The organism is Candidatus Rhodoblastus alkanivorans (assembly GCF_022760755.1).
Taxonomy (GTDB): Bacteria; Pseudomonadota; Alphaproteobacteria; order Rhizobiales; family Beijerinckiaceae; genus Rhodoblastus; species Rhodoblastus alkanivorans.
This window is the reverse complement of sequence record NZ_JAIVFP010000001.1, coordinates 3,518,382-3,543,854: the sequence shown is the minus strand read 5'-3', so window position 1 is coordinate 3,543,854 and position 25,473 is coordinate 3,518,382. Positions and strand designations below refer to the sequence as shown.

At 66.4% G+C, this 25,473-nt stretch carries 24 protein-coding genes; 7 read left to right on the top strand and 17 right to left on the bottom strand.

The window, feature by feature from the left end; genetic code table 11:
* Positions 1-91 precede the first annotated feature (91 nt).
* Complete coding sequence (locus K2U94_RS16450) at positions 92-295, bottom strand: hypothetical protein (RefSeq protein ID WP_243068241.1); 204 nt, start codon at positions 293-295, stop codon at positions 92-94.
* Between K2U94_RS16450 and K2U94_RS16445 the strand changes: the two genes are divergently transcribed.
* On the top strand, positions 285-1,088 hold the full coding sequence (locus K2U94_RS16445; protein WP_243068240.1) for a DUF2147 domain-containing protein: 804 nt from the start codon (positions 285-287) through the stop codon (positions 1,086-1,088). The genes K2U94_RS16450 and K2U94_RS16445 overlap by 11 nt on opposite strands.
* An 8-nt stretch (positions 1,089-1,096) precedes the next feature.
* Here K2U94_RS16445 and K2U94_RS16440 read toward each other — a convergent pair whose 3' ends face one another.
* Positions 1,097-1,702, bottom strand: a complete 606-nt coding sequence (locus tag K2U94_RS16440; protein ID WP_243068239.1) for a response regulator transcription factor — start codon at positions 1,700-1,702, stop codon at positions 1,097-1,099.
* A 239-nt stretch (positions 1,703-1,941) separates the two neighbouring features.
* On the opposite strand from K2U94_RS16440, the gene K2U94_RS16435 reads away from it, so the two are divergent.
* Complete coding sequence (locus K2U94_RS16435) at positions 1,942-3,897, top strand: PAS domain S-box protein (RefSeq protein ID WP_243068238.1); 1,956 nt, start codon at positions 1,942-1,944, stop codon at positions 3,895-3,897.
* Here the strand turns inward: K2U94_RS16435 and K2U94_RS16430 are convergent.
* From K2U94_RS16430 to K2U94_RS16410, 5 genes are all read right to left on the bottom strand, one after another.
* Positions 3,881-5,176 carry an alpha/beta family hydrolase gene (locus K2U94_RS16430; protein ID WP_243068237.1) on the bottom strand — a complete coding sequence of 432 codons (1,296 nt, stop codon included), beginning with the start codon at positions 5,174-5,176 and terminating at the stop codon, positions 3,881-3,883. The two genes, K2U94_RS16435 and K2U94_RS16430, sit on opposite strands and share 17 nt — an antisense overlap.
* Before the next feature lie 67 nt (positions 5,177-5,243).
* Positions 5,244-6,122: a LysR family transcriptional regulator gene (locus tag K2U94_RS16425; protein ID WP_243068236.1), complete on the bottom strand. Its 879-nt coding sequence runs from the start codon at positions 6,120-6,122 to the stop codon at positions 5,244-5,246.
* Positions 6,123-6,210: 88 nt separating this feature from the next.
* Positions 6,211-8,043: an AsmA family protein gene (locus K2U94_RS16420; RefSeq protein WP_243068235.1), complete on the bottom strand. Its 1,833-nt coding sequence runs from the start codon at positions 8,041-8,043 to the stop codon at positions 6,211-6,213.
* Positions 8,044-8,168: 125 nt separating this feature from the next.
* Positions 8,169-9,311, bottom strand: a complete 1,143-nt coding sequence (locus tag K2U94_RS16415) for a glycosyltransferase family 4 protein (RefSeq protein WP_243068234.1) — start codon at positions 9,309-9,311, stop codon at positions 8,169-8,171.
* A gap of 48 nt (positions 9,312-9,359) precedes the next feature.
* A complete protein-coding gene (locus tag K2U94_RS16410; RefSeq protein WP_243068233.1) occupies positions 9,360-9,740 on the bottom strand; it encodes a DUF423 domain-containing protein in 381 nt (126 codons plus the stop codon).
* Positions 9,741-9,813: 73 nt separating this feature from the next.
* Between K2U94_RS16410 and K2U94_RS16405 the strand changes: the two genes are divergently transcribed.
* Positions 9,814-11,064, top strand: coding sequence for a glycosyltransferase family 4 protein (locus K2U94_RS16405; protein ID WP_243068232.1), 1,251 nt, complete (start codon positions 9,814-9,816; stop codon positions 11,062-11,064).
* Here K2U94_RS16405 and K2U94_RS16400 read toward each other — a convergent pair.
* From K2U94_RS16400 to K2U94_RS16385, 4 genes are all read right to left on the bottom strand, one after another.
* Positions 11,025-12,383, bottom strand: coding sequence for an O-antigen ligase family protein (locus K2U94_RS16400; RefSeq protein WP_243068231.1), 1,359 nt, complete (start codon positions 12,381-12,383; stop codon positions 11,025-11,027). The genes K2U94_RS16405 and K2U94_RS16400 overlap by 40 nt on opposite strands.
* The gene (locus K2U94_RS16395; RefSeq protein WP_243068230.1) at positions 12,380-13,570 is read right to left on the bottom strand and encodes a glycosyltransferase; all 1,191 of its coding nucleotides are present in this window, start codon (positions 13,568-13,570) and stop codon (positions 12,380-12,382) included. Before K2U94_RS16395 ends, K2U94_RS16400 begins: the two co-directional genes overlap by 4 nt.
* A gap of 55 nt (positions 13,571-13,625) precedes the next feature.
* A complete protein-coding gene (locus K2U94_RS16390; RefSeq protein WP_243068229.1) occupies positions 13,626-15,068 on the bottom strand; it encodes an undecaprenyl-phosphate glucose phosphotransferase in 1,443 nt (480 codons plus the stop codon).
* Between the two features lie 156 nt (positions 15,069-15,224).
* Positions 15,225-15,782 (bottom strand): polysaccharide biosynthesis/export family protein, encoded by a 558-nt coding sequence (locus tag K2U94_RS16385; RefSeq protein WP_243068228.1) that lies wholly within the window; start codon positions 15,780-15,782, stop codon positions 15,225-15,227.
* 257 nt (positions 15,783-16,039) lie between these two features.
* Here K2U94_RS16385 and K2U94_RS16380 point away from each other — a divergent pair, with 257 nt between their 5' ends.
* Genes K2U94_RS16380 through K2U94_RS16370 form a run of 3 tightly spaced genes read left to right on the top strand, consistent with a single transcriptional unit; the run spans position 16,040 to position 19,456 of the window.
* Positions 16,040-18,427, top strand: coding sequence for an exopolysaccharide transport family protein (locus K2U94_RS16380; protein ID WP_243068227.1), 2,388 nt, complete (start codon positions 16,040-16,042; stop codon positions 18,425-18,427).
* A gap of 36 nt (positions 18,428-18,463) precedes the next feature.
* Complete coding sequence (locus K2U94_RS16375; RefSeq protein WP_243068226.1) at positions 18,464-18,946, top strand: glutathione peroxidase; 483 nt, start codon at positions 18,464-18,466, stop codon at positions 18,944-18,946.
* Positions 18,947-19,003: 57 nt separating this feature from the next.
* Entirely contained in the window at positions 19,004-19,456 is a 453-nt protein-coding gene (locus K2U94_RS16370; RefSeq protein ID WP_243068225.1) for a DUF4260 domain-containing protein, read from the top strand.
* Here the strand turns inward: K2U94_RS16370 and K2U94_RS16365 are convergent.
* The 6 genes from K2U94_RS16365 to K2U94_RS16340 all read right to left on the bottom strand — a co-directional run bounded on the left by K2U94_RS16365 (position 19,423) and on the right by K2U94_RS16340 (position 24,718).
* Positions 19,423-20,385, bottom strand: a complete 963-nt coding sequence (locus K2U94_RS16365) for a division plane positioning ATPase MipZ (protein ID WP_243068224.1) — start codon at positions 20,383-20,385, stop codon at positions 19,423-19,425. The two genes, K2U94_RS16370 and K2U94_RS16365, sit on opposite strands and share 34 nt — an antisense overlap.
* Positions 20,386-20,589: 204 nt before the next feature.
* A complete protein-coding gene (locus K2U94_RS16360; protein ID WP_243068223.1) occupies positions 20,590-21,789 on the bottom strand; it encodes an FAD-dependent monooxygenase in 1,200 nt (399 codons plus the stop codon).
* 43 nt (positions 21,790-21,832) lie between these two features.
* Positions 21,833-22,075 carry a zinc-finger domain-containing protein gene (locus tag K2U94_RS16355; RefSeq protein WP_243068222.1) on the bottom strand — a complete coding sequence of 81 codons (243 nt, stop codon included), beginning with the start codon at positions 22,073-22,075 and terminating at the stop codon, positions 21,833-21,835.
* 82 nt (positions 22,076-22,157) lie between these two features.
* Positions 22,158-22,643 (bottom strand): DoxX family protein, encoded by a 486-nt coding sequence (locus tag K2U94_RS16350; protein WP_243068221.1) that lies wholly within the window; start codon positions 22,641-22,643, stop codon positions 22,158-22,160.
* A gap of 12 nt (positions 22,644-22,655) precedes the next feature.
* Positions 22,656-24,398 carry an MNIO family bufferin maturase gene (gene bufB, locus K2U94_RS16345; RefSeq protein WP_243068220.1) on the bottom strand — a complete coding sequence of 581 codons (1,743 nt, stop codon included), beginning with the start codon at positions 24,396-24,398 and terminating at the stop codon, positions 22,656-22,658.
* A 26-nt stretch (positions 24,399-24,424) separates the two neighbouring features.
* Positions 24,425-24,718, bottom strand: a complete 294-nt coding sequence (locus tag K2U94_RS16340) for a BufA1 family periplasmic bufferin-type metallophore (protein ID WP_243068219.1) — start codon at positions 24,716-24,718, stop codon at positions 24,425-24,427.
* A 176-nt stretch (positions 24,719-24,894) separates the two neighbouring features.
* Between K2U94_RS16340 and K2U94_RS16335 the strand changes: the two genes are divergently transcribed.
* Positions 24,895-25,467, top strand: a complete 573-nt coding sequence (locus K2U94_RS16335; protein WP_272884875.1) for a sigma-70 family RNA polymerase sigma factor — start codon at positions 24,895-24,897, stop codon at positions 25,465-25,467.
* Positions 25,468-25,473: the final 6 nt, after the last annotated feature.

Sequence of the window (25,473 nt, the reverse complement as noted above, 5' to 3'; positions counted from 1 at the left end):
GGCGCTTCGCAGCGAAGATTTTCTGCATTATGGTCCGACGCGCCAGGCAGGATTCCCGAAAAGCGGGCGCCGGTTTTCGGACAGATCCTGCCTAAATGAAGAACGCCAGGCGGGAATTCGATGGCGCGCCAATCAATTCCAGCCTGGGCGGACGATTCCAGCCCGGGCGGACGATGGGGCCGACGAAGAATTTGTCGCTTTTTTTCGTTTCGTCCGAATTTCTCCATTTAGCGCGGACAAAATATCCTGTCTTGTTCTTTGCCTTGCAGCCCAGGAGAGCGCGGATGCGCCCCATTTCTCGTTACCTTTCCTCGTCGCTCCTGTCCCGCGTCCTGTCGGGCGTCGGCGCGGCGGCAATGATCGCCGCCGCCGTACCGGCCGCCAGAGCGCAGGACGCGAAGCCGGAGCCGGCGGCGCCTGCCGCCGCCCCTGCCCATCCTTCCGGCCCCCCCCTGACCGGCTTCTGGACCGCCTATAACGACGACGGCCGGCCGGGCGGCGTGTTCTACTTCTACAAGAAGGACGGTCTCTATGAGGGCCGGCTGGTCAAGGAGGTCACCTATCCGGAAGATCCGCCGGGAAATCCGCTCTGCACCCATTGTCCGGGCGAGAAAAAGAACACGCCGATGCTGGGGCTGGTGATTGTGTGGGGCATGAAGAAAGCCAGCGCCACCAAATATCAGAACGGCCACGTCCTCGACCCGCGCGACGGCTCCATCTGGAGCGCGCAGATCGAACTGTCTCCGGACGACCAGAAGCTCAATCTGCGCGGCTATCTCGCCACGCCCCTTTTGGGTCAGACCCGGGTGTGGACGCGGCTGCCCGACGACACCATGGCGATTGCGGACATTCCCGGCGATCCCCTCCCCGAACCGGCTGGCGTCCAAGGCAAGGCTGGCGTCCAAGGCAAGGCTGGCGTCCAAGGCAAGGCTGGCGTCGAGGGCAAGGCTGGCGTCGAGGGCAAGGCTGGCGTCGAGGGCAAGGCTGGCGTCCCGGGCAAGAAGCACGGCGGCCACGGCGCGGGAAGCGCGACGCATTCGGCGCCTCATCCCGCAAAGCCCCGTTCGGCGACGACGCATCCGGAATAAGGCGGCGTTCACGCCTCGAGGTCGACGCCTTCGGCGAGAAGCGACATCCTGATCAATTCGGACAGGCTTCGCGCCTGGGTCTTGACCATCAGATTGGCGCGGTGGGACTCCACGGTGCGGACGCTCACCCCGAGATCATGCGCGATTGTCTTGTTGAGCTTGCCCTGGAGCAAGCCTTCGAGGACGTCGCGCTCGCGCGCGGTGAGTTTCTCGAGTTTCTCGTGGGCCATGATCGCGGTATCGCCAACCCGGCGGACCAGAGCCGCGCGCACGGACGACACCATCAATTCGTCATCGAAGGGTTTTTCGATGAAATCCACGGCGCCGAGCTTCATCGCCCTGACTGCCTGCGGGACGTCGGCGAAAGCGGTCATCAGGATGACCGGCTGGGGCATTCGCCGATTTTTCATCTCGCCGAGCAGGTCGATCCCGGTCATGCCCGGCATCCGCACGTCGCTCACCACGCAGCCGCCGGGCGGCGGGCAGGAATGGAGAAAATCCGCCGCAGAGCTGTGCAGCCTGGTTTCAAGGCCGGCGCTGTTGAGAAGCAGGGAAAGCGATTCGCCGACCCCCGCGTCGTCCTCGATGATGTGAACGATCTGTCCGTTATGCATTGCCCAGGCTCCCTCCCCGGCGTCCGGCCCTGCTCTTTTTTGGTATGGCCCAAGGCTGTACCGATCATATGCTAAAGTCAAGAATGCGCTCATGGCCAGCCAAATGATTTGCCTTGGCGCAATTCGCCGGGCCGCCCCGCGCGGACGTTGGACGCGGCGGCGCATTGCGCTAGACTGTCCCGCTTTTTGGCAGGGACCTTGCTTAAATTGCCGCATAGGCGGGGGAACGGGGGCGTAAATTGGGCGAGCGCGGCGAGCTTGGCAATACGGCGTCGCGCGCGACCTCGGCCCTGGAGGCGCGCGCGCTGCATTACTTCGACTCCCTGGCGGCGACGCCGCTCAGCCTGCGGGCGTCGATCTGCCTCGTCGTCGTTATCGGCTCCTTGTTCATCATCAGCGTCCTTCCCAACGCCTTCGACCTGTTCGCAGGGCGGGACGTCGCCTATCCCGCCATCTTCGTCTCGGCCCTGCTGTGCGGCGGCGCCGGCGGTGTCGCCTCTGTCGCCGTCTTCATGCTTTTCGGCCATCTCGGCGTCGTGCAATCGATTCTGGGGCAGCCGGTCGCGCCCCTTGTCCATTTCTCGGTCTATTTCGATTTCCTGTTCGATTCCGCGGCCTATATCGCCTTCGCGCGTCTGCCCTATTTCCTCGTCCGCGCGCGGCGCGCCGCCGATGAACTCGCTCGCGTCGAGGCCGAGCAGTTGCGCCATTTCGTCGAACAGACGCCGGCGGCCATGGCCATGTTCGATCAGGACATGAATTATCTGGCGACAAGCGCCCGCTGGCGCGACATTAACGACCTCGACGGCGACGCGAAGGGGATATCGCATTATGCGCTTCATCCGAATCTTCCTGAAGCGTGGAAAGACGCGCACCGCCGCGGGCTCAATGGTGAGACCGTGCGCTGCGAGCAGGATGGGGCGCCGCTGGCCGACGGGAGCGAGCGCTGGGTGCGCTGGGAGGTCCGGCCCTGGCGGCTCGGCAGCGGGCAGATCGGCGGTATCGTCATTTTCGCGGAAGACATCACCGAGCGCATCCGTATGCAGCAGGAGCTTTTCGAGAACGAAAGGCGCCTCGAGGCCATTTTCGACACGGCGATGGACGCCATCGTGACCATTGGCGCCGACTGCATGATCCGCTCGGCCAATCCGGCGGCGGAGGACATTTTCGGCCATCGCGCCGAGGAGCTGCTTGGGCGCGACGTCAAGTTGCTGATGTCCGAGCCTTTTGTCGCCAGCGACGATCGCCTTCGCGCCGCCCAGGGGCAGATCGGCGTGAAACAGATCATCGGGCAGCGGCGCGTGGTCGAGGGCCTGCGCAAGAACGGCGAAGTCTTCCCGCTCGAGCTCACGGTGAGCGAGGCGGCTTTGAACGGCGACGTGCTTTTCGTCGGGATCATGCGCGACCTGAGCCCGATCGAGGCCGAGCGGCGCCGGGTGAGCCTGCTGCGCGAGGAACTGGCCCATGTCAGCCGGCTCAACGACATGGGCGAAATGGTCGCGGGCCTCGCGCATGAAGTGGGCCAGCCTCTCGCCGCTATCTTGAATTTCGCCGCCGCCTATCGCCGGGCGCTCGCGACCAAGGGCAAGGCGCCCGAGCCTGGGCTGATCGGCAAGATCGAGGAGCAGGCGCGGCGGGCGACGGAAATCCTGAAGCGGCTGCGCGGCTTCATCGAAAAGCGTCCGCCGGAGCAACGCGAGGTCGCGGTGGCCGCGCTGATCGACGACGCGCTCGAACTGGTTTCGCTGCGCTCTCATGCGAAAATCGTCCGCGCGCCGGTCCCAAGCGAACTCGACGACGCGCGCGTCCTTGCTGAGCCGATCCTGATCCAACAGGTTCTCGTCAATCTGCTGCGCAACGCCGACGACGCCCTGATCGACGCCGAGACGCCGGAGATCGTCGTCGAGACCAGCCGAGTCGGACGCGACCGCGTCCGGATCGCCGTCGCGGACAATGGCGCGGGGGTGGCCGGCGACGCCGTCCCGCAATTGTTCGAGCCTTTCTTCACCACAAGGCATGACGGGATGGGCGTCGGCCTGTCCATCAGCAAGAGCATTGTCGAGAGCCACGGCGGCGCCATCGCCTATCGGCCGAACGCGCCGCGCGGCTCCATCTTCGAATTCGAGCTGCCGCTTTGTTCCGACTATGGCGGCGTCCCGGATGCGGCTGTGGAGGAGGTCAGCGTCGCCCGCTGAATTCGGCCAGCGTGCGGATCACCTGGTCGTCCTCGATCTGGTGGAAGTTCCGGTAGAACTGTCCGACCCCGAAGAAATTGGCGGGCGTGGCGAGGCAGACGGTCTCATCGGCAAGGGCCATGAGGCGTTCGAGCGAGTCCGGCGGCGCGACCGGAAGCGCGAGGATGATCTTTTGCGGATCGCGCCGGCGCACGGCGCGCAGCGCCGCCTCCATGCTCGCTCCGGTCGCGACGCCGTCATCGACCACGACGGCGGCGCGCCCGTGCGCGGAGACCGGCGGCGCGTCGCCAAGATAGATCCGGCGCCGCCGCTCGATTTCGGCGAATTCGCGCGCGGCGAGGCGCTGGATTTCGGCGTCCTTGAAATGGAGGGCGACAGCGATGTCGTGGTTGATGACGATGTCCCGTTTTTCGCCGTCCACCGCGGCGCCGAGCGCCAGCTCCGGATTGCCGGGCGTCCCGATCTTGCGCGCGAGAATGAGGTCGAGCGGGGCGCCGAGCGCGCGTGCGATCGGCGCCGCGACGGGAACGCCGCCGCGCGGCAAAGCGTAAACCACGGGGTTTTCCGGCGCGCGCCGCACGAGCGCGCGGGCGAGGACGCGGCCGGCGGCCTCGCGGTCGTCGAAGCGGATCGGCCGGGGCCGCAGATAAAGGTCGAACCAAAGCGCTGCGGCCTCGACGACCTGGTCCAGCGCGCCCGGCTCTTCGAACAGATGGGTCGCGCCGGGGATGATGCGCAGTTGGGTCTTGGCATGGCAATGTTTTTGGGCGGCGCGGTTGAACTCCAGGACCTCGTCGTCGTCGCCGCCGACGATGAAAAGGATGGGCGCCGCCAATTCCTCCAGTCCCGATCCGGCGAGATCGGGCCGGCCGCCGCGCGAGACCACGGCCGCGATCTCGCTGCGCTGGACGACGGCGGCGAGAATGGCCGCGGCGGCGCCCGTGCTTGCCCCGAACAGGCCGAAGGGAAGGGAAAACACGCGGTCGTCCTCGCGCGCCCAGTCGATGGCTTCGACAAGACGGCAGCCCAGTAATTGGATGTCGAAGACCTTGCGCCGGTCCTGCGCCTCCTCTTCGGTGAGCAGGTCGAATAAAAGGGTCGCATAGCCCGCGGCGTTGAGCGCGTCGGCGACCTGACGATTGCGCGGGCTGAATCGGCTCGACCCCGAGCCGTGGGCGAAGAGGACCAGGCCGCGCGGATCGGCCGGGATTGCGAGGAGGCCCGGCAGGGCTTCCCGTCCGAGAGTGATTTCAGCGGCGGTCGTGGCGGTCTGGATCATGGCGTGCCCCGACCGAAATGTTTTCATCCATCGCGCGCGTCCGCAAGGTGGGAAATCTACGGGGCCTTCACAGCGCGGCGGCGCTTTGCATCAGGCGCCGGGCGAGCGGCGGCGCCGGGTCGCGGTCGGCTGCGACAAGGCCGATGATCCGCCGCGCCTCCGGCTCGACCAGCGGCAGCGCCTTGACGCCGAGGGGCAAACCGAAAAACTCCAGCACCTGGACCGACGCGATGCTGTTCACCCCGGGAATGGTGGCGTGGGTGCAGAGATTGAAGATCGAATTGGTCTCGACGGTCGGCTTGGGCGCCTTGCCGACCGCACGGAAAATGCCGTCGATGATGCGGCGGTTCTGCATGTCGCCGCTGAGCAGGCAGAGGTTCAGTTCGGCGGCCTCCGCCCAGGCGATGTTCTCGCGGTCGGCGAGCGGCCCGTCGGCGCGGGTCAGCAGGCAATAGGTTTCGGCATAGATCGGCTTGGCGATAACCCCGGACAGGGGTTCGTTGTCGAGGTAGGTCATGCCGGCGTCGAGTTCGAAATTATGCAGCCGCGCCAGAATTTCCGCCGAGGTCAGCGACAGAATCTCCAGCGTCACGGCGGGGCAGGCGGCGCAGAATGGTGCGGTGACGTGAACGGCGAGCGGCAGGGCGGTGGGAATGACGCCAAGGCGCAGCTTGCCGGAAATCCCGTCGCGCGCCTCGGCGATTTCGGCGCGCATCATCTCGATTTCGACCAGCACCCGCCGCGCGCGGGCGAGAACGATGTCGCCTTCCGGCGTCAGGCCCTGAAAGCGCGAATCACGCTCGATGAGCAGCACGCCGAGTTCGTCCTCCAACTGCGCAAGCGCGGATGACAGGGTGGGCTGCGAAACATGGCAGGCCTCGGCGGCGCGCCGGAAGTGCTTTTCGCGGGCGAGGGCGTCGAGATATTCGAACTGCCGGATGAACATGGGTTCTTACTTTTTGTTTTGCGCATATCCGCTAACGCGGACCTTCGGTTCCTGTCCAAAAATCGGAGCCGCTTTTCGGGAATATACGCTAGTTCTGCGGCGGTTGCGGCTTGGGCAGGAGCGGCGCCGCGGCGTCGGAGCGCTGGATCAGGCCAAGCGCGTCGGGCGCGAGCACGGCGTCGTCCCAGGCCCCGGACAGGGTGAAGCCGATCTGCAGCGGCTTGGCGTCGGACCCGGCGGGCGGAGCGCGGGTCGCCACCGCATGCAGGTCCACGGTGCGATCGGCGATCCGGGCGCGGCCCGAGAAATAGAGCGCAATGCCGTCCTCTCGCGCCGCGCCCTCCTCGATTTCGGCCTGGCCCTGGATGACGTCGAATTTGGCGGAGAGCTGGTCGAAGGCGGTGCGGCCGGAACGCAATTCGATCCCGGCGGTCAAAGGCTGGCGCTCCATGCGGCGGAAGGCGAGGTCGAGATCGAGGCCGTAAACCTCGCCGTTTTCGATGCTGAAATCGCCGCGCGCGTCGAGATGATCGGCAAAATCGTAGAAGGATTGGCCATTGGTTTCGAAACTGACGGCGCCGCGCGCCGTTCCGGAGACGGTTTGGCGCCGGAAGACGTCCCAGAGAAAGGCGGAGGCGTCGATCTTTTCGACCGAGGCGGAGCCGCGCACGTCCAGCCCCTCGGCGCCTTCCGCGACGATCGCGCGCGCATGAATCTGGCCGGAATAGGCCGAGGCGCCGGCGAGCGACAGGTCGAGGCGGCCGTTCTTCAGGATCGCCGACAATGCGGCGTCGTCGGCCCGGAACTCCCCAAGGCGGGCGTGGCTCGCGGAAAGCCGCAGATCGAGATCGGCGGCGCCGAGGCGCGAGGGCGCGAAAGTTTCGTGACTCCATTGCCCATTGGCCGAGGGCGAGGGAACGTCCTCGAACATCGGGTCGAGATTGACGTCGGCGCCGGCGAGCGTGGCCGAGATTTGCGGCCGCAGCGTGTCGAGACGCACGGAGGCGGCGCCGTCGAGGGAATTGCCGTCGAGCGTGACGGACAGCGGCGAGAAGGACAGAGCGCCCGGGTCGATCGTCGCCTCGCCCTGGACCGACACGTCGCGATAGCGGCCGGGCAGAGGAAGGGTCAGTCCGAACCAGTCGGCGACCTGACGCAGCGAGGGCGCGAGGCCGGCGACGCGGCCATGGAAATGGGGCTTGGGCGTGAGCGTGAAGGCGCCGTTGAGATTGAGATGGAAGGCGTCGCCCTCGGCGCGCAACGTGACCGGGCTCTCTCCCCCCTTGCGCAAATTGTTGGGCTTGGCGACCCAGAGCGCGAAGCGGGTCGGGGAGTCGTCGTCATTCAGCGCCGGCAGGGCGGCGCAATGGCCAATGAGCGAAACCGGCGCGCTGGCGCGGCTGAAGTCGAGCCGCGCGTCGCATTGGTCGGCGATGGCCTGGGGCGGGCCGTCCGTGCGCTTCAGAAACGCCTTGGCGTTGGTGGCCTCGACCTCGTCCGGCGGAGAGTCCCAGTGCGACTTCGCCGCGACGATCGGGCCGTCGATCCGCGCGCGCGCCGGATCGATGGTGATGACGGCGTTGGCGAGCACCACCCGCGCGATGCTGAGCCGGCGGGTCAAAAGGCCGGAAAGCCCGAGATCGACCCTCAGGCTGGAGGCTTCGACGGTCGCGGCGCCGTCGCGATAGTCGAGCTGGACGTCATAGATGCGGATATGCGGGCGCGGCAGCATGGCGAAGACCGACCGCCCGTGCGAGGCGAGCCGTATGTCCGACGAACCGCGGATTTCCCTTTTGATCGCGTCGATCTGCGCGCTCTGCGACACGGTCCAGGGCGCGGCGGCGAGCGCCAGCAGCACGACGACGACCGCGGCCAGAATCCATCTGACGTTGATTTTGGCCCATACGGCGTTGATTTTCATTTCCCGAGAATAGCCGTCCGCTCCGCTGCGGCAAACAGCAAAAAGCTGAGAGCGGTCGCGCCGCGGAGCATCGCGACCGCATCCTATGTCCAAGGTCTTTCCAGCGTTTTTGTGAAAATATGCCTTCAGGCGGCCTTCCGCAAGGATCCGGCCGCGCGCGCGATCTCCTCGTCCACGATGGCCTTGAAATGGGCGCGGAAGGCCTCGCGCGAGAAGCGCGCGGCGTTGGCGCGGCAGTTTTCCGGGGCGAAACGCGCGGCCTCGGCGTCGAACCGCCGCACCGCGGCGATGATCGCTTCCTCGCTCTGGCAGTCGAAGAACAGGCCTGTCGGCCGGACGCCCTCGGGGCCGACGATCGTCTCCAGAGCGCCGCCGCGCCCGAAGGCGATGACCGGCGCGCCGCACGCCTGCGCCTCGACCGGCATGATGCCGAAATCCTCCTCCGCCGCGAAGACGAAGGCTTTTGCGCGGCGCATGTAGTCGCGCAGGCCGGCGTCGTCGAGATAGCCGAGCACTTCGATATTGGAGGTCGCGATGCGGCGCACCAGCGGCAGTTCCGGGCCGTCGCCGATCACCACCAGCTTCTTGTCCGGCATGCGGGCGAAGGCGCTGACGATCAGCGCCATGCGCTTGTAAGGCGCCATGCGCGAGGCGGCGAGATAGAAATTTTCGCGATGAGCGGAGAAGGGCATGGCGGCGATATCGACCGGCGGGAACACCACATCCGCCTCGCGCCGATAGACCTTGGCGATGCGCCGGGCGATATAGGCCGAATTGGCGACCATGCGCTCCGGCCCGTTGGCGGTGCGGATGTCCCATATGCGCAGGTAATGCAGGAGAATGCGGGCCAAAGCCGAGCCGAAGCCGCGCGACAGGCCGGATTCGGCGAGATAGGTGTGCTGGAGATCCCAGGCGTAGCGCATGGGCGAGTGGATATAGGAAATGTGGATCTGGTTCGGCCCGGTGATGACGCCCTTGGCGACCGCATGGGACGAGGAAATAACCAGATCATAGCCGGAAAGGTCGAATTGCTCGACCGCGAGCGGCATCAGCGGCATGAACAGGCGATGCCTTTTATGCGCGCCCCACAGATTCTGCAGAAAGGAGGTCGTGACCTTGCGGCCCCGGATCATGTCGTCCTGACCGGGCGGCAAGGCGCAGATCAAGGTGAAGAGGTCGGCTTCCGGATAGAGGGCGAGGATTTCCTCGACGACTTTTTCCGAGCCCGCGCGCGTCACCAGCCATTCATGAACGATTGCGACTTTCATCCCTGACCCGCGCGCCCGATTGCGGACAGGATAAAAGCCCGGCGTTAATTAAGGGTAGCGTCTGAAGAGGTCGACGAGACCGGCGGCGCAGACGACGAGCCAGCCGAGCATGGTGGTCGTCCCGCCGACCGGCGCCGCCCACAGGAAGGGACCGGGGCCGCGCAGGGTCAGGAGCGTCACGGCGGCGGAAAACAGCGCCGCGCCGAGCGCGATCGCCAGCGCCGAGACGAACCACAGCCGCGCGCCCGGCGAGGCCTCCCGGGCGCGGGCGGTGATGGCGAGCAGAGCGGCGGCGTGGACCAGCAGGATGAGTGCGACGGAGCGAAGATTTTCGGCGCCCGACACATGGGCTGCGGCGGCCGCGGCGGCGACGCCGCAGAACCCGAACAGGCCGGCGCAGGCGTTCAGGGCGTCAAGGATTTTTCCCATGGTTCTTCAGCCTTCCGAAAAAGTTTTGAGCCATTGTCGCGGCTTGGACGGCTCAGGCTCGGCGGGAACATTGATGAGCGCAAACAGCTCCGGCATCAATATCGTCATCGCGATCGATCACGCCTCGATCACCGGCGGGCAGGCCAAGGTGGCGCTGGAAAGCGCGCTCGGGCTCAAAAAGGCGCGCTATAATCCGATCGTCTTCGCCGCCGCCGCGCCGGTCGATCCGCGTCTCGCCGAGGCCGGGATCGAGGTGATCTGCCTCGACCAGGCCGACCTGCTCGGCAATGAATCGAAGGCGGCGGCCGCCGTGCAGGGAACCTGGAATTTCCGGGCCGAGACGGAAATGCGCAGGCTGCTCTCGCGCCTGAAGGGCGAAAAGACCATCGTCCATGTCCACGGCTGGGCCAAGGCGCTTTCGGCTTCGATCGCGCGGCCGATCCAACAGTCGGGCCTGCCGGCGGTCTATACGATGCATGAATATTTCATGTTCTGCCCCAATGGCGGCTTCTACAATTATCAGCAGAACCATGTCTGCGAGCTGACCCCGCTGTCGGCGGCGTGCTGGGCGACCCATTGCGATTCCCGCACTTATCCGCGGAAAGTGTGGCGCTGCCTGCGCCAGACGGTGATGGAGCGCGTCGCCCGCCTGCCGCGGACTTTCGACGATTTCATCCTCATCTCGCGCTTTCAGGCCGGCGTGGTCGCCCATCGCCTGCCCAATGGCGCGCGGGTCCATGCAATCTCCAATCCCATCGATTGCCTCGATCTCGGCCGTAAGCCGCAAGCTGCGAGCGGCGATTTTCTGTTCGTCGGGCGCGTATCGACGGAAAAGGGGCCGTTGCTGTTTGCGGAAGCCGCGCGCAAGGCGGGCGTGACCCCGGTCTTCGCCGGCGACGGGCCTGCGCTCGAAGCTGTGCGGGCGACTTATCCGGAGGCGCGGCTGCTCGGCTGGAAATCGCCGGACGAGGTCAAGGTTTTGATGCGCAACGCCCGCGCCCTGGTCTTCCCCTCTTTGTGGTTCGAGGGCCAGCCGCTCACGGTGCTGGAGGCCAAGGCCATGGGCACGCCGATCATCGTCTCGGACGGCTGCGCGGGCCGCGAAGAGGTCGAGAACGGCGTCAGCGGCCTGTGGTTTCAGAGCGCCAATCCGGATTCGCTCGCGCAATCCCTGGTCAAGGCCAAGGACGACGCTTTGGTCACGTCGATGTCCAACGCCTGTTACGACCAATTCTGGGCCGATCCGCCGACGCTCGCGCGCCATGTCGAGCGGCTGGGCGCGGTCTATGGCGAAATGCTGGAGCGCCGCCGCGCGGCGGCGTGAGGCTCGGACCTTCCGGCGGCGGAGCCTGGCGGACGCGCCGCCTGCCCCGCCGGTTCCGCAACCTGCTCCCCTTGGGGCGGAACTCGCGCGAGCCAACGGCGTCGCGCCGCTTCGAGGCCCCAGACGGCGCCGAGCGACACGTAAAACATGCGCCAATGGTCGATGTCGATCTGGAGGCCCTGCAGGAAAAACACGAAGGTCGCCGAGAACAGCACCTGCGCCTGCCTGGTCCAGGGATGTCGGGTGAGGCAAAGCCGGAAGCCGACGAAACAGGTCGAGAGCACCATGCTGATGAAGGCGAAGCCGCCGAGCCAGCCGTTGGAGGCGAAAGCGTTGATATAGGAATTATGCGGCTCCAGCCCGAAAGTCAGCCGGAAGCGCAGGGGCCCGAAGCCATTGGGCAGGGCAAGCAGCATCGGGATCGAGCGTTCCTGGTTGCCGAAGCGCCCGTTCGGGCCGCTGTCGTAGCTTTGCTCGACTTCGGCGCGCTTGAAGAAGAAGGCGCGTATGTCGGGCGAGCTCAGCGCGCCCATGATCCCGAGGAAAACGGTGAAAACGACGGCAGCCGCCCCGGCCACGATCCGCAGGCGCATCCGGCGCGAATCGGCGGTCATGACGAGAAAGGCGATGATCATCGTCGTAGAGACGACGGCCGCGCCCCATGAGCCGCGCGAGAAGGACAGGAACAAGGCGGCGAGGATCAGGGCGAGGCTCGGCAGAACGAGCTGCCAGTAGCGGGTGCGGCCGAGCAGCAGGCGCTGGACGAGATAGAGCACGCCGGTGACCATATAGGAGCCGAGCACGTTCGGGTCCTTGAAGGGCGCCATGGCGCGCCCGTCCTTGACCCAATCGCCGCTCCCGTCGAATGCCGCGAGCCAGGTCGTCACCGCGACCGCCGCCGCGAGGACGCAGGAGGCGGCGTAAGCCGAAAGCAGCACCTCCGCGCGGCGCGAGGTCTGATCGGTGAGGAACAGCGCATAGAACAGGCCGGTCGAGCTGATGAACAGCGTATGGAACATGAAGCTGACGGGGTCGGGTTCGTTCCAATAGGGAATGAGGCCGATGAAGCCGCCGAGGACCCAGAGCGACAGGAACAGGACGAAGGGCAGGATGGCGCGGTGGACGGTGAAGCCGCCGAAACCCCATAGCGCGATGGTGATGAGAATCAGGATATCGAAAGGCGCGGGCTCGAAGAACACGACCGAGCCACTGGCCATGGTCAGCCAGAACAAGCCATTGACCAGCTTGCGGTAATCCAGGGTCCAGCGGCGGGCCGGGAAGGGCGTCGGTCTGGGCGCGGCGAGGCCGATTTCGCTCATATCGCGGCCTCCGAAAGCGCCGCCGGCGCGCGGCCTTTTCGCGAAAGGCCTTGTGCATAGGCGGCGAGCGCCGAATCGGCCATGACCTTGACGCTGAAATGGGTCGCGACCTGGCGCGACAGGGCGGCGCGTTCGGCGGCGGCGTCCGCCGGATCGCGGCGCAAGGCCGCGGCCATGGCCCGCGCCAGGGCCGCCGGGTCGTCGCGCGGGATGAGGCGGTCGCGCAAGGGGCCGAAAATCTCGGCGACGCCGCCGACGTCGGTGGCGATGACGGTCTTGTCGGCGGCGATCGCCTCCATGACGATATAGGGCAGGGATTCCGCGCGGCTCGGCGCCACCACGATCCGGCCCAGCGCAAAGGCGTCGCGGGCGGGAAGCGCGCCATGAAAGGCGACGTGGCGGTTGAGGTCGTAATGTTCGACGATGGCGGCGAGGCGGGCGAGTTCGCAGCCCGAGCCGACGATGGCGAGCCGCGCCTTGGCCGCGCCGCTGCGATGAAGGGCGGCCAGCGCCTCGATCAACGTATCCACGCCCTTATAGGCGGACAGTTCGCCGACATAGAGGAATTCAGCTCCCTCCGGCGCGGCGGCGACCGGGGCGAATTCGTTCGGGAGCAAGCCGTTCCTGGCGATGCGCCGCAGCGCCCGCGTCGGCCCGACGCCCTTGGCGTATTCACGGGCGATGAACTCGCTCTCGAACAGCAGGAGATCGGTCTGGCTGGCGACGACCCGCTCGACCGCCATATAGAGGGCGCGGCCCGGCTGCTGATGGAAACTGCCGCCATGCGGCGTATAGACGCGCAAGGGATCGCCGAGCCCTGGGACGAAGCCCGAGGCGCGGGCGTAAAGACCGCCCTTGGAGCCGTGGCCGTGAACGACGTCCGGCTTGAGCCGGGCGATCTCGCGGCAGACGCGGGCGATCGCCGGGAGATCGCTGGCGTGCGGCTTGCGGCGCATGGGGAGGCGGACGACGCCGAGCCGCAGCAAAGGCGCGATCCGGGCGAGCCGACGGTCGGCGGTTTCGCCGCCGGTGCGCGAATCCGCGATCAAACCGACCGCGTGGCCGCGCGCCGCCTGCTCCTGCGCGAGGTCGAGCACATGGCGGAACAGGCCGCCGACCGGCGCTCTGAGCACATGGAGAATGCGCAGGCTTGGCTCACACAAAGGCATATCATCGAAATTCCGCACCGGCTTTTTCATAATCGACGAATGTTAAAGAATAGGCCCAGCGCCGCTGGCGCATTCAATAAGCGTTGGGACTCCGCGCCAAAGCAAAGGGTGTGAGGGCAAGGATGGCGAGGTCGAGCCAGATCGACCAGTTCTCGATATAGTCGAGATCGTGATCGACCCGGCGCTGGATTTTCTCGAATGTGTCGGTCTCGCCGCGCCAGCCCTTGACCTGGGCCCAGCCGGTGACGCCGGGCTTGACGCGGTGGCGGGCGAAATAGCCGTCCACGACCTTTTCATATTCGCAATCCGCCGCCTTGGCTCCGGGCGCGTGGGGGCGCGGGCCGACCAGCGAGAGATCGCCCTTCAGCACATTGAAAAGCTGCGGCAATTCGTCGAGCGACGTTCGCCGGATGAAGCGGCCGAACGGCGTCACGCGCGGATCGTCGCGGGTCACCAGCCGGCTGGCTTCGAGGTCGCAGCGATCGAGATGGAGCGAGCGGAACTTATAGATCGTGATCCGCTCGTTGTTGAAGCCGAACCTTTCCTGCCGGAACAGGACGGGCCCCGGCGAGGTCAGCTTCACCCCCGCCGCCACCGCCAGCATGACCGGCGCGAACAGCAGCGCGACGGCGAGGCCGACGACGCGGTCGAACGCGGCCTTGGTCGCGATCGCCGCCTCGGACATCGGCTTGTCGAGCAGGTCGAACAGGGGCGCCTCGCCGAGGAAGGAATAGGCGCGCGGCCGGAAGCGCAGGCGATTGGCGTGGGCCGCGAGGCGAATGTCGGTCGGCAGCACCCAGAGGCGGCGCAGGATGTCGAGGATGCGCGTCTCGGCATGGACGGGCAGCGCGAAGAGAATCTGATCGACCCGGACATTGCGGGCGAAACCGATCAGATCGTCGATGGTCCCGAGCTTGGGATAGCCGGCGACCACATCGGGAGTCCGGTCGTCGCCGCGATCGTCGAACAGGCCGAGAATGCGGGTGTCCGGCAGGGGCGGCTCGGACAAGGCGCGCAGCAGGTCTTCGGCGGGCCGGCCGCCGCCGACGATCACCACATAACGGTCGAGTTTTCCGCGCCGGGCGAGCAGGAAAGCGGCGAGCGCTGCGCCAAGGCGGATGAAGAAAAGGGCTGGAAGACCTGTCGCCGTCCACACGCCGAACCACTCGCGCGAAAGCCCCTCGGCGCCGAGGATGACGCCGAGCGCCAGAGTGGCGAGCGCGGCGCCGGCCCAGGTGAAAGCGGCGCGCAGCCAGCCCTGAAAAGGCTTGCGCAGGATGGCGAGCGAATAGGCGCCGGAAGCGCGTGCGAAAAGCGAAAAGGCGACGGCGACGAAGGGAACGACGAGGACAGGCGCGACATCGCCGCCCGGCGCGAGGCCCTGGCGCAGGGCGAGGCCGAGGAGCAGCACCGCGGCGAATTCGGCGGCCCGCGCCGACGCCGCCAGCGCGAAGCCCGAAAAGGCGGCATTGCGCCGGTTCTGCGTGACGGCTTCCGCCGGGGGGCCAGGTCGCATGTCGATCGCTGCTTTGGCCGGCGCGTCGGCGCGCCGGTCTTCGCGGGATCATAACCTTAAGAAAGAATGAATGAACCGGAATGCGAAACCCGCGCCCGATTTTCCGATATTTACCTTTATTCTTAACCGTCTTGTATTCTTGAGCGTTTTGACGGTTCAGAAGAACCGCTCGGGAATATAGATGGTGTCGCCCGGGCGGACCGGGGTCGTCACCGGCACGTCCACGGTGACCGTGCGGTCGCCCCGGGTGCGGGTGACCTGCGCGTCGTCCTTCCGGGCGCGCGCGGTGTAGCCGCCGGCGATGGCCACGGCGGTCTCGACGCTCATGCCGTTGACGAAGGGATATTGCCCGGCGGTGGTGACCTCGCCGAGGATGAAGAAGGGGCGATAGGCCTCGACCTCGACCGAAACCTGGGGATCGCGGATATAGCCGGCGCGCAGGCGCGCCGCGATCTCGCGCGCGAGTTCGGAGGGGCTTCGGCCAGTGGCGGGAACAAAGCCGATGAGCGGCATGGCGATCTTGCCGGAACTGTCCACCGCGTAGGAATTGCTCAGCGAATCCTGGCCGAACACGATCACCCGCAGGCGGTCGCCCGGGCCGAGCGAATAGGGTGCATCCGCATAGGCCTGGAATTCGGCCGGAATCCGGCGATCGGCGCAGCCCTGGAGGGCGGCCGAAAGGACCAGACAGGCGAGCAACAGGAAACGGCGCATGAGAGGGACCCGGCAAGCGTGCGCCGCAACATGGCGCCAGGGCGGAAACTATCCGCTTATGGTTAACAAAGCTTTGCCTTTAACCATCGCGGCCGCGCCAAACGCAGCGGCTGCGAGGCGAAGTGTATGGCCGGGCGGAGAAATTTCCCGCCCGGGTTGCGGGGATGAAAAATGAAGATGATTAAACATTAGCGGGTGCGGTTAACATTGCTTCAACCATAACGACCCTAAAGTCCCGGCGTTGCACGGAGTCGGGAATGAGCGCGCGGCAAAGCGATTTCGAGATGGATGACGCCCGGGACGAGATCGATCTCGGCGGCGTCGCGGCGGCGCTCGGGCGCAGGAAACGCCTCATCCTGACCGCGACCATCGGCGCGGCGGCGGCGGCCGTCCTGTTCTGCCTGGTCGTGAAGCCGAGCTATATGGCCGAATCGCGCATCCTGGTCGAGAATCAGGAAACCTATTTCACCAGCGCGGCCCCCGAGGGCGCCCGCGTCGAATCGACCGAGGCGCTCGACGCCGAAGCGATCAACAGCCAGATTCAGCTCCTCACCTCGCGCGACCTCGCGCGCAGGGCCGTCAAGGCGCTTCATCTTCAGGGCAATCCGGAATTCGATCCCGCCGCCAGCGGCCTCGGCCTGCTCCTGCGGCCGCTCGCCCTGCTGGGCTTCGGCCGCCGCCCCACGGACGATTCGATCGATGACCGGCTGCTGACCAATTTCATCAATCATCTCACCGTGATGTCGCCCGCCAAGACCCGGGTGCTTCAGGTCGAATTCACCTCGCACGATCCCGAACTCGCCGCGCGCGGCGCCAATACGGTCGCGAAAATCTATATCGACATGAAGTCGCGGGCCAAGCGCGAGGACGCCCATCAGGCGGCGCAGGCGCTCAAACCCCTGATCGCTTCACTCGAGGTGAAGGTCGCCCAGGCCGACGCCAGGGTCGAAGCCTTCCGCGCCAGGACCGGGCTTTACGAGAGCAGCGAAAACACCAGCGTGCCGACCCAGCAGCTCGGTGAAATCGCGACCAAGCTCGCGGAGGCGCGCGCCGCGCAATCGGAGGCGCTCGCCAAGGCGCACAGCCTGCGCGACCTGCTCAGAAAGGGGCGGCTCGGCGACGCCGGCGACATCGCCAAAAACGATCTGGTGCGGAGAATCGCGGACCAGCGCGTCGCGGTGCGCGCGCAGCTCGCGGCGGAATCGCGCACTCTGCTGCCGGGCCATCCGCGCATCAAGGAGCTTCAGGCGCAATTGTCCGACCTCGACGCGCAATTGCGCGCGGCGGTGGACAAGGCGGCGCGCGGCTTCGAGGACGACGCCCATGTCGCCTCGGCGCGGGTCGTCAATCTGGAGGCTTTGCTCCAGGAGCAGAAAGGCGCGGTCGGCGCCTCCAACATCGACGCCGCCAAACTGTTCGAACTGCAGCGCGACTCCAAGATCCTGAAGGATCAGCTCGCCAGCCTGTCCTCGAAATATCAGGCGGCGCTCGCCCGCGACCTCGGCGATTCGGCGCCGCCCGACGCGCGGATCATTTCCCGGGCGCTGGCGCCGAGCCAGCCGGTGTTCCCCAAAAAAGTTCCGATCACCATTTTCGCGGCGCTCGCCGGCCTGTTCTTCTCCGTCGCCTATGTCATCGCCGGCGAATTGTCCGGCGGTCGCCGCCAGCGGCAGGCGGAGGGCGCGCCCGCGCCGGTCGAGGCGCCGGAATTCGCCCCGATCGCGGAACTGAAACGCGGCCTCGCCGGATTTGGCGAAGAGAAGCTGGAAGACGAGCCCGGAGCGGCGCGCGAAAAAGTGGATACCGATTTGTCGCAAAAGCGCCGAGAAAACAAAGAAAGCCCCGGCTTTTTCGAGCGCATCAAGCAGGTGGCGGCGGAATATGCCGCGCCCGCCGCGCCGCTCGATCCGGAGGAAGCGGAAGACGCCGCGCCTGCCGTCGCGCTCGAACCGGAGGAAGTGGTATTTGCCGCGCCCGCCACGCCCGAGCCTGAGCCGGAGGCCGTGACGGCGGCCGTCGTCGCGGCCGAGGCGGCGGCGCCCGCGCCGCGCAACGCACGCTCCGCCCTTTCGCGCGCCTTCATCCAGCGGGTCGCCGCATTCGCCGCCGACGGCGGAGCCAAGCTTCTGGTGGTGAGCGATCCCGCCGCGGCGCCCGCCTGCGCCGCTCTGGCGCTGGCGCGCGCCCTGGCCCGCGAGGGCCGCGCCATCCTCGTCCAGATCGACGATTCCGACCACGCTCTGGCGGCCGAGCTAGCGGCGGCCCAGGATATCGACGTCTTCGAGGATGCCCAGCTCGGGCTGGCGCAGCTCTTGTCGGGGGAAGCCTCCTTCGCCGAGACGATTTATCGCGACGGGGCCTCGCGGCTGCACATCATCCAGTCGGGCGGCGCGGTCTCGGCCGAACCAGCCGACATCGATCTGGTGCTCGACGCGCTCCAGGCGACCTATGATTTCGCCATCGTCGCTTCGGGCGCCGGCCCCGAAGCGACGCGAATCGCGCGCGACGCCGACCTCACGGTGATTTATGCCGAGGATGCGCGGGCGCGCGATTTCCTGTCCGACGATTTCGCCGCCGCCGGGGCGCGGACGGTCCTGCTCGCCGGACGCGATTCGCTTGGCGAAATCGCCGAAATGGCGGCATGATCGCAGGGCGCGAACGCCGCGCCCGGAGATTGTTTCATGACCGAATTCTCGGAGATCGACGTCCGCTCCATCGACGGGCAGGCCAAAAGAATGGCTGATTTCGACGGCAAGGTCCTGCTGATCGTCAATGTCGCCAGCAAATGCGGCTTCACCCCGCAATATGCCGGGCTGGAGGCGCTGCAACAAAGATTCGCCGGGCGCGGCTTCGATGTTCTGGGCTTTCCCTGCGACCAGTTCGGCCATCAGGAGCCGGGCGACGAGGCCGAGATCAGGAATTTCTGCACCCTGAACTATGGCGTGACCTTCCCGATGTTCGCCAAGATCGAGGTCAATGGCGACAACGCTCACCCGCTCTATCGCCATCTCAAGAAGGCGGCGCCCGGCCTGCTCGGGACCGAATCGATCAAATGGAATTTCACCAAATTCCTGGTCGGCCGCGACGGCAAGGTCGTGAAGCGCTATGCGCCGAACGACAAGCCCGAGGACATTGTGGGCGACATCGAAAAGTCGCTCGGATAACCTATATCGGGGCCACGTTGGCGCATCCTGTCGTGCGCCTTGCGAAGGAGATCATCCTTGGCGACACATTCGCTTGCCTCCTCCCCGGACCAAGGCGATTCGCCCGCGGCAGCCGCGACCGGCGCCGTCAAATGGCTGTTGCGAGCGGAAGGCGCGCTGGTCCTGGCCCTGGCCACCTTGGCCTACCACCGCCTGGGCGGCGGCTGGGCGCTGTTCGCTTTGCTTTTTCTCGCCCCCGACCTGACCATGCTGGGTTATCTGATCGACCCGCGCTGGGGCGCCAGGGTCTATAATTTCGGCCATACCTATCTGACGCCGACGATTCTCGCCGTGGCGGGATATGCGCTGGCGACGCCTGCGCTTTATGGAATCGCCTTGATCTGGATCGCGCATATCGGGACGGACCGGCTTTTAGGTTTTGGCCTCAAATATCCGACCGGATTCGGCGCCACCCATCTGGGATCGAACGGACGGGATCAGTCCGCCTTTTTCGCCGTCAGCTCGCGATAATAGGAAGAAAGCGCCTCGAACCAGATGTGGCGCGATTCGAGGTAATCGCCGCCCTCGACCCGCGAGGGCAGGCGCAGGTCGCTGACCAGGGTCTCGATTTCGCGCCGCGCGGAGAGTTGCGACGGCGTGAGTGTGTGATTGGCCGTCTCCAGCGCGTCGAGCGCGGTCAGGCCGAGCGGGAAAAGTTCGCGGAAAATGACGCGGTCATGCAGGCCCTCGGCGACGCGGAACTGCAATTCGACCGCGAGCTTGCGCAAGGCGTGATCGACCTGGCGGGCGTTGTTGCTTTGGAGGCTCGCGATACGGTTGCGCACCAGCACCCAGTCGATCAGGCCATTGTCCACCAGGCGGCGCTTGCGCCGCGCCTCGATCACGATTTCCGCATATTGCGCCACCATGCCGCGTTTGACGCGGTCGTGGTGGACCCGGGACAGCACGTCCATGTCGATGAAACTGTCGTTCATCGGCGAAATCAGCGTGTCGGCCAGCGAATGGGCAAGCCGCATGAGGTAGGAATCGCTCGCCGGCGTGTCGATCACCACGAATTCATATTCGTGCTCGACCTCGCCGATCGCCTCGGCGAAAACCGCGAAATCGGCTGATTCGTTATCCTGGACGCTGGCGGTTTCGGCGCGGTCCGGCGCGAAATGGCGCGGCAGCTCCACTGCCCACGGCGCGGTGCGGGCCCAGGACTCACGATTCTCGAAAAAGCGGGTCAAAGTGCGCTGGCGGACGTCGAGATCGATGGTCGCCACCCGATAACCGGCCTTCAGCAGCGCGACGGCGAGGTGAATCGACATTGTGGACTTGCCGGAGCCGCCCTTTTCATTGGCGACGACGATCACATGGGCGGTCCGCAGCTCGGGCGCTTCGCTGGCGTCAAAGGTCATCGGGCGTGCGCTCTCGGGATACATTTGTTTTCGCAGCATTTTTGCGAAAAATCGGCTTCCACTTTTCCGCATGCCGCTCGTTGCGTCAGGCGCCGCTGCTTAGACTGATTTGGCCCCGGACCGCAAGTCACCGGCCGCACTTGCCAAAGCATGAACCCGAAAGTGGGAGCCGGTTTTCGGAAAAGATCGTGCGCAATCAAAAGGCATGGAGCATGCGGCATTTTTGTGGAAACGCCGCATGCTCTATTGCGCGTAGAGCCAATCCTGGCGCCCGCGCAGCAGGCCAGGCGTCGAGAGCCGCAGGGCGGCGTCGCGGGCGAAAGCCTTGAAGCCGGCGAGATGGTAAATCTGGCCCTGGGCGCGGGCGGCTTCCTGAACCCGGCGGGCGCGGGCGGCGCGGGCGGCGGAATATTGCGACAGAGCGGCGGCGGGATCGTGCTCATTGGCGGCGACGGCCGCCGCCAGCGCCGCCGCGTCCTCGATCGCCTGGGCCGCGCCCTGGGCGAGATAGGGCAGCATGGGATGGGCGGCGTCGCCGAGCAGGGCGACCCTTCCGCGCGACCACGAATCGAGCGGCGGGCGGTCGAACAAAGGCCAGCGCAGCCAGGTTTCGCCGGCGCCGATCAGCTCGCGCGCCTCGCCGCACCAGTCCTTGAAGCGGTTCATGAGGAAGCGCCGGTCGCCCTCATTGTCCCAGAATTCCATATCGCTCTCGGCCTCGCCGCGCCAGGCGTCCTCGACCAGCGCGACCACATTGACGATCGAGCCGCCGCGCAAGGGATAATGGACGAGATGGGCGCGCTCGCCGAACCAGAGATTGGCGACGGGGCGCAGGAAGGCTTCCGGCAGGCCAGCGGCGGGCAGAATCGTGCGCCAGGCGGTGTGGCCAGTATAGGCCGGCTGGTCGGCGACGCCCTGAATGAGTCGCGTGCGCGTCATCGAGCGCACCCCATCGGCGCCGATCAGCGCGGCGCCGGAGGCGCGGCGGAACTCGCCGTCGAAACGATAGGTGACGGCGACGCCCTTCTCGTCCTGGATGAAGCCGGTGAGGGCGGAATCATTGCTGATCGTGATCAGGTTTTCGCTGCGGGCGCGATCGACCAGAGCCGCGAGCAGATCGGCGCGATGGACGACGAGATAGGGCGCGCCCCAGCGCTTTTCGGCGTCGTCAAACGGCACGCGCGCGAGATCGGCGCCGTCGGCCCCCCGCCGCAGCCGGACATATTTCGGCGCGACCGCGAGGTCCATCAGGGCGTCGAGCACGCCCAGCTTGCGCAGGATGCGGCTGGCGTTGGGGGAAAGCTGCAGACCGGCGCCGACCTCCCGAAAAGCCGAGGCGCGCTCGAACAGCAGGGAAGGACGGCCGATCTGCGCCAGGGCGAGCGCGGCGGTCAGGCCGCCGACGCCGCCCCCGGCTATCACGAAAGGCTGTTGCGGGGTCACGTTTCAAACTCCCTCGGCGCGCCTGGGCGCGTCGGCAAACGCCTCAGGCCGCCTGAGCCGGGGCCTCGCATTCGGCGGGATCGGCATGGCCGTGAAGGGAGGCGTCATAAACGAAAAGCGTCGAGCAATAGGGGCAGATCGCCTCGTCGTCGGCGCCCATGTCGATATAGACATGCGGATGGTCGCAAGGCGGCAGCGCGCCGATGCACATGAATTCCTTGGCGCCGACGCGAATTTTGGCAAGGCCGGGCTGGTTATGGAAATGCGGAATGGCGTGGTCCGACATGGCTCTTTTTTCCGAAATGGGGCGGCTTTTTTCGCTCGACGCGGCGCACCATAATCAATGCCGCCCCTTTTGGGTAGGGGGCTCAATTCCGCAATCCGGCCAGTCCTTTGCCAATCAGGGCGTCGAGCGAGACTTTTCCCGGTCCGTGGACGAAAAGGGCGAGCGCGGTCGCCGCCCAGATCAGGTGGAAATTGGCCCAGCCCTGCGGTTCGGTGAGCTGGATGATCGCGGTCATGCCGAGAAGGCCGAGCGCGGCGGCCCGCGTCCCGAGGCCGAACACGAGCAAAACCGGCAGCACGACCTCCATGACGCCGGAGGCCAGCGCCATATAATGCGGGGCGGGGAAAGGATATTCGCCGCCAAAGAGATGCAGTTTGAACTCATCGGTGAACAAGGCGTCGGCGCTGTCGCTGAGCTGCAGGAAGCCGTCCCATTTGGTGATTCCCGACCGATAGAAGGGAATGGCGAGCGCGATCCGCAGCGCGAGTTGCGCAAGGCTGACGAGATAGGGCCTCGCCGTCCGCCATAACGGTAGTTCGATCGGAAACAAGGCTGTAGACGCGGTCATGGGTTTCTCCCTTCAGATGTCGAAGATGAAGTCGAGGAAGGCGCCGGTCCGGGTCAGCGCAACCAGCGTATGGCCGAAGTCGAAACCGGATTGGGCGGCTTCGCAGGCCTGCGCCGCCTCGCCGAGCGTCGCGCCCGCGGCGCAGGCGGCCAGAAAGGCGGCGGCGCCGGGCTCGAGCGCGATCAGAACGGCCTCGCTTTCGGGGCGCAGGACCAGTATCGTCTCGCCGCGCCAGTCCGCAATGTCGCGGGTTTCCGGGTCGCGCAGCGCAAGCAGCGGCCAGTGCGAGGCGACGAGCGCAAGCGAGGGATGAAGCCGGGCGCGGGCGGCGCCGATTCGCGCTACGTCGAGCGCGGCGAGGCGTTCGAGGCCGCAAGGCTCTGCTTCTTTTGCGCGCAGGGATTGCAGCACGGCCCAGTCGAGGCGGGCGGCGTCCGGCAGATAGGGCAGGTCTTCGACGCCGTTTTCGGCGAGGAAGACGGCGGCAAAGGCGGGAAAATCCGCGCCATATGCGGCGAGAACCGGCGAGCGCGGCGGGTTTTCGCGGGCAAAGGCGCGGGCGAGGCCGGAAAAGGCTTCGTCGCCGACGAGGCGCAGCACGGTCGGGAACTGCTCCTTGAGCGCGTTAATCTCCGCGACCGCCGAATTGTTGCGATAGACCGCGAAGCGCGACGCTGTGTCGCAGGGCGCGAACAGAGGCGGGGCCGGCGCGACGGGGTCTTGCAGGGCCGAGGCGAAGGCCGATTGCCAATGGGCGTCGAGGGCCTCGGCGGCGCCCCTCACCCCATGGCTGGTCGCAAGACGCCCTTCCGGACATGCGCCAGACGCGAGGGGAGCCGGATGGAACGCCCGCATTTCCGCCCGCGCCTTCTCCGTCTCGGCCAGCAGTTCGGCCCAGTCCGGGACATTATTGTCCCATTCGATCAGGGTCGGGCGCGGGCCGGCGGCGGCGATCACATCGCGGTAAAGCGCCCAGACTTCGGCGCTCACCGGCCCGCCGTGGTCGTCGATCAGGAAGGCGCCGTCGGCGTCGTGGGCCTGGACATGGCCGGCGAGATGGATTTCGCCGACCCGCTCAAGGGGAAATGCGTCGAGATAAGCGCAGGCGTAGAAGCCGTGGTTGACCGCTGCGACATGGACATTGTTGACGTCGAGGAGCAGGCCGCTGCCGGTTCGCGCGCAAAGTTCGGCCAGAAAATCCGGCTCGGCCAGGGCGTCGCCGCGAAAGCGCAGATAGGTCGCCGGATTTTCGATCAGGATGGCGCGGCCAAGAACCTCCTGAACCGCGTCGATTTTTCCGGCGACCCGGAAAAGCGCCGCTTCGTCATAGGGCAGGGGCAGAAGGTCGGGAAAGGCGCGGCCGGAAAAATCGCTCCAGGCGAGATGTTCTGAGATCAGCGCCGGCGCGGCGAAGTCCACGACCTCTTTCAGCCGCGCCAGATGATCGCGGTCGAGCTTTCCGTTCGAGCCGAGCGAAAGCCCCACGCCATGGACTGAAATCGGAAAAGTTTCGCGGATCGCGGCGAGCAGGCGGCGGTTCGGGCCGCCCGGATTCATGTAATTTTCGGCGTGGATTTCGAAAAAGCCGATGTCGGGCCGCGTCGCCAGGATTTCCGCGCCATGCGCCGGCTTCAGCCCGGCGCCGACCGCATCATGCGTCGGCTTTAGTCCGGCGCCGACAACGTCACCAGCGGGCTTCAGCCCGGCGACAACATCGTCTTGCGCGAGCGCGAGGGATGGGATGTGGATATTCATGGCGACGCGGCTCCGTTTTCCAAAAATCAGACTTTCGGGCGGTCGCGGTCGAGCGGGGCCAGCGCGCCGGTGCGCCCGCCGGGAAGTTTGATCCCCGCGCAGGTTCCCTTGGGCACGAATTTCCAGCTGTTGCCCTGGTAGTCGATGGCCGAGGTCCCGGCGCAGGTCGTGCCCGGACCCGCGGCGCAATCATTGGTTCCCTTGAGCGCGACGCCAAAGCATTTTTCCTGCTTGCTGGCGGCATGGGCGGGGACGGCGGCGAGCGCCGACAACAGGGAGGCGGCGAGCGCGAGATCGCGGGACAAACTGGTCTTGCTCATTCTGAAATCTCCGATTGGGGCGGTCGTCGCCGCCTGCTCCCCTTACGAGGCCGGAGGCGCTGCGTTACGCTGAACCGCCGAAAAATTCCCGGGCGCCGGAAATTGTTCCTGCGAAGATGCAATTGTGACGTTTCCGTTGTAACAATCCGCCGGCCCAGGGCGAAAAAGGGTGTTGGATGCCGGATTTACTGGCGCAGGATCGGGAATGGAGCGCGGCCATGCGGGCGGCCCTTGCGGGCGACGCCGCGGCCTACCAGCGCCTGTTGACCGCGCTCGTTCCCTTTCTGCGCAAGGTTTGCCTCAGGGCCTGCGCGCGCGCAGGCCTGTCGGCCAGCGACGCGGAGGACGCCGTGCAGGAAACCCTGCTCGCCATTCATCTCAAGCGGCACACCTGGGACCCGGCCCAGCCGCTGGCGCCGTGGCTTGCGGCCATCGCGCGCAACAAGATGATCGACGCGGCGCGCCGACGCGGGCGCCGCGCCGAGACGGACATCGCCGATTTCGAGGATGTGCTCGCCGCGCCCGCCGAGGCCGACGGCTTCGACCGCGAATTGGACCGGCAGGGGGCGCTTCGCCTGCTCGACCAGTTGAGCCCGAAGCAGCGCGAGGCGATCGAGGCGGTGTCGATCCGCGGCGAAAGCCTGCGCGACGCCGCGAAAAGCCTGGGCGTCACCGAGGGGGCGCTGCGCGTGTCGGTGCATCGCGGCCTGAAGGCGCTTGCGGCGCTCTATCAAAGATTGAACAGTTGAAGATGC

Bases quoted from the DNA above. Each gene is read 5' to 3' on its own strand.
- K2U94_RS16415 (WP_243068234.1), bottom strand. From the start codon at position 9,311: ATGAAAGTCGCAATCGTTCATGAATGGCTGGTGACGCGCGCGGGCTCG.
- K2U94_RS16405 (WP_243068232.1), top strand. From the start codon at position 9,814: ATGAGCGCAAACAGCTCCGGCATCAATATCGTCATCGCGATCGATCAC.
- K2U94_RS16380 (WP_243068227.1), top strand. From the start codon at position 16,040: ATGAGCGCGCGGCAAAGCGATTTCGAGATGGATGACGCCCGGGACGAG.
- K2U94_RS16445 (WP_243068240.1), top strand. From the start codon at position 285: ATGCGCCCCATTTCTCGTTACCTTTCCTCGTCGCTCCTGTCCCGCGTC.
- K2U94_RS16390 (WP_243068229.1), bottom strand. From the start codon at position 15,068: ATGCGACCTGGCCCCCCGGCGGAAGCCGTCACGCAGAACCGGCGCAAT.
- K2U94_RS16400 (WP_243068231.1), bottom strand. From the start codon at position 12,383: ATGAGCGAAATCGGCCTCGCCGCGCCCAGACCGACGCCCTTCCCGGCC.
- K2U94_RS16375 (WP_243068226.1), top strand. From the start codon at position 18,464: ATGACCGAATTCTCGGAGATCGACGTCCGCTCCATCGACGGGCAGGCC.
- K2U94_RS16365 (WP_243068224.1), bottom strand. From the start codon at position 20,385: ATGCTGCGAAAACAAATGTATCCCGAGAGCGCACGCCCGATGACCTTT.
- K2U94_RS16420 (WP_243068235.1), bottom strand. From the start codon at position 8,043: ATGAAAATCAACGCCGTATGGGCCAAAATCAACGTCAGATGGATTCTG.
- K2U94_RS16430 (WP_243068237.1), bottom strand. From the start codon at position 5,176: ATGATCCAGACCGCCACGACCGCCGCTGAAATCACTCTCGGACGGGAA.
- K2U94_RS16355 (WP_243068222.1), bottom strand. From the start codon at position 22,075: ATGTCGGACCACGCCATTCCGCATTTCCATAACCAGCCCGGCCTTGCC.
- K2U94_RS16440 (WP_243068239.1), bottom strand. From the start codon at position 1,702: ATGCATAACGGACAGATCGTTCACATCATCGAGGACGACGCGGGGGTC.
- K2U94_RS16340 (WP_243068219.1), bottom strand. From the start codon at position 24,718: ATGAGCAAGACCAGTTTGTCCCGCGATCTCGCGCTCGCCGCCTCCCTG.
- K2U94_RS16425 (WP_243068236.1), bottom strand. From the start codon at position 6,122: ATGTTCATCCGGCAGTTCGAATATCTCGACGCCCTCGCCCGCGAAAAG.
- K2U94_RS16335 (WP_272884875.1), top strand. From the start codon at position 24,895: ATGCCGGATTTACTGGCGCAGGATCGGGAATGGAGCGCGGCCATGCGG.
- K2U94_RS16385 (WP_243068228.1), bottom strand. From the start codon at position 15,782: ATGCGCCGTTTCCTGTTGCTCGCCTGTCTGGTCCTTTCGGCCGCCCTC.
- K2U94_RS16410 (WP_243068233.1), bottom strand. From the start codon at position 9,740: ATGGGAAAAATCCTTGACGCCCTGAACGCCTGCGCCGGCCTGTTCGGG.
- K2U94_RS16450 (WP_243068241.1), bottom strand. From the start codon at position 295: ATGGGGCGCATCCGCGCTCTCCTGGGCTGCAAGGCAAAGAACAAGACA.
- bufB (WP_243068220.1), bottom strand. From the start codon at position 24,398: ATGAATATCCACATCCCATCCCTCGCGCTCGCGCAAGACGATGTTGTC.
- K2U94_RS16350 (WP_243068221.1), bottom strand. From the start codon at position 22,643: ATGACCGCGTCTACAGCCTTGTTTCCGATCGAACTACCGTTATGGCGG.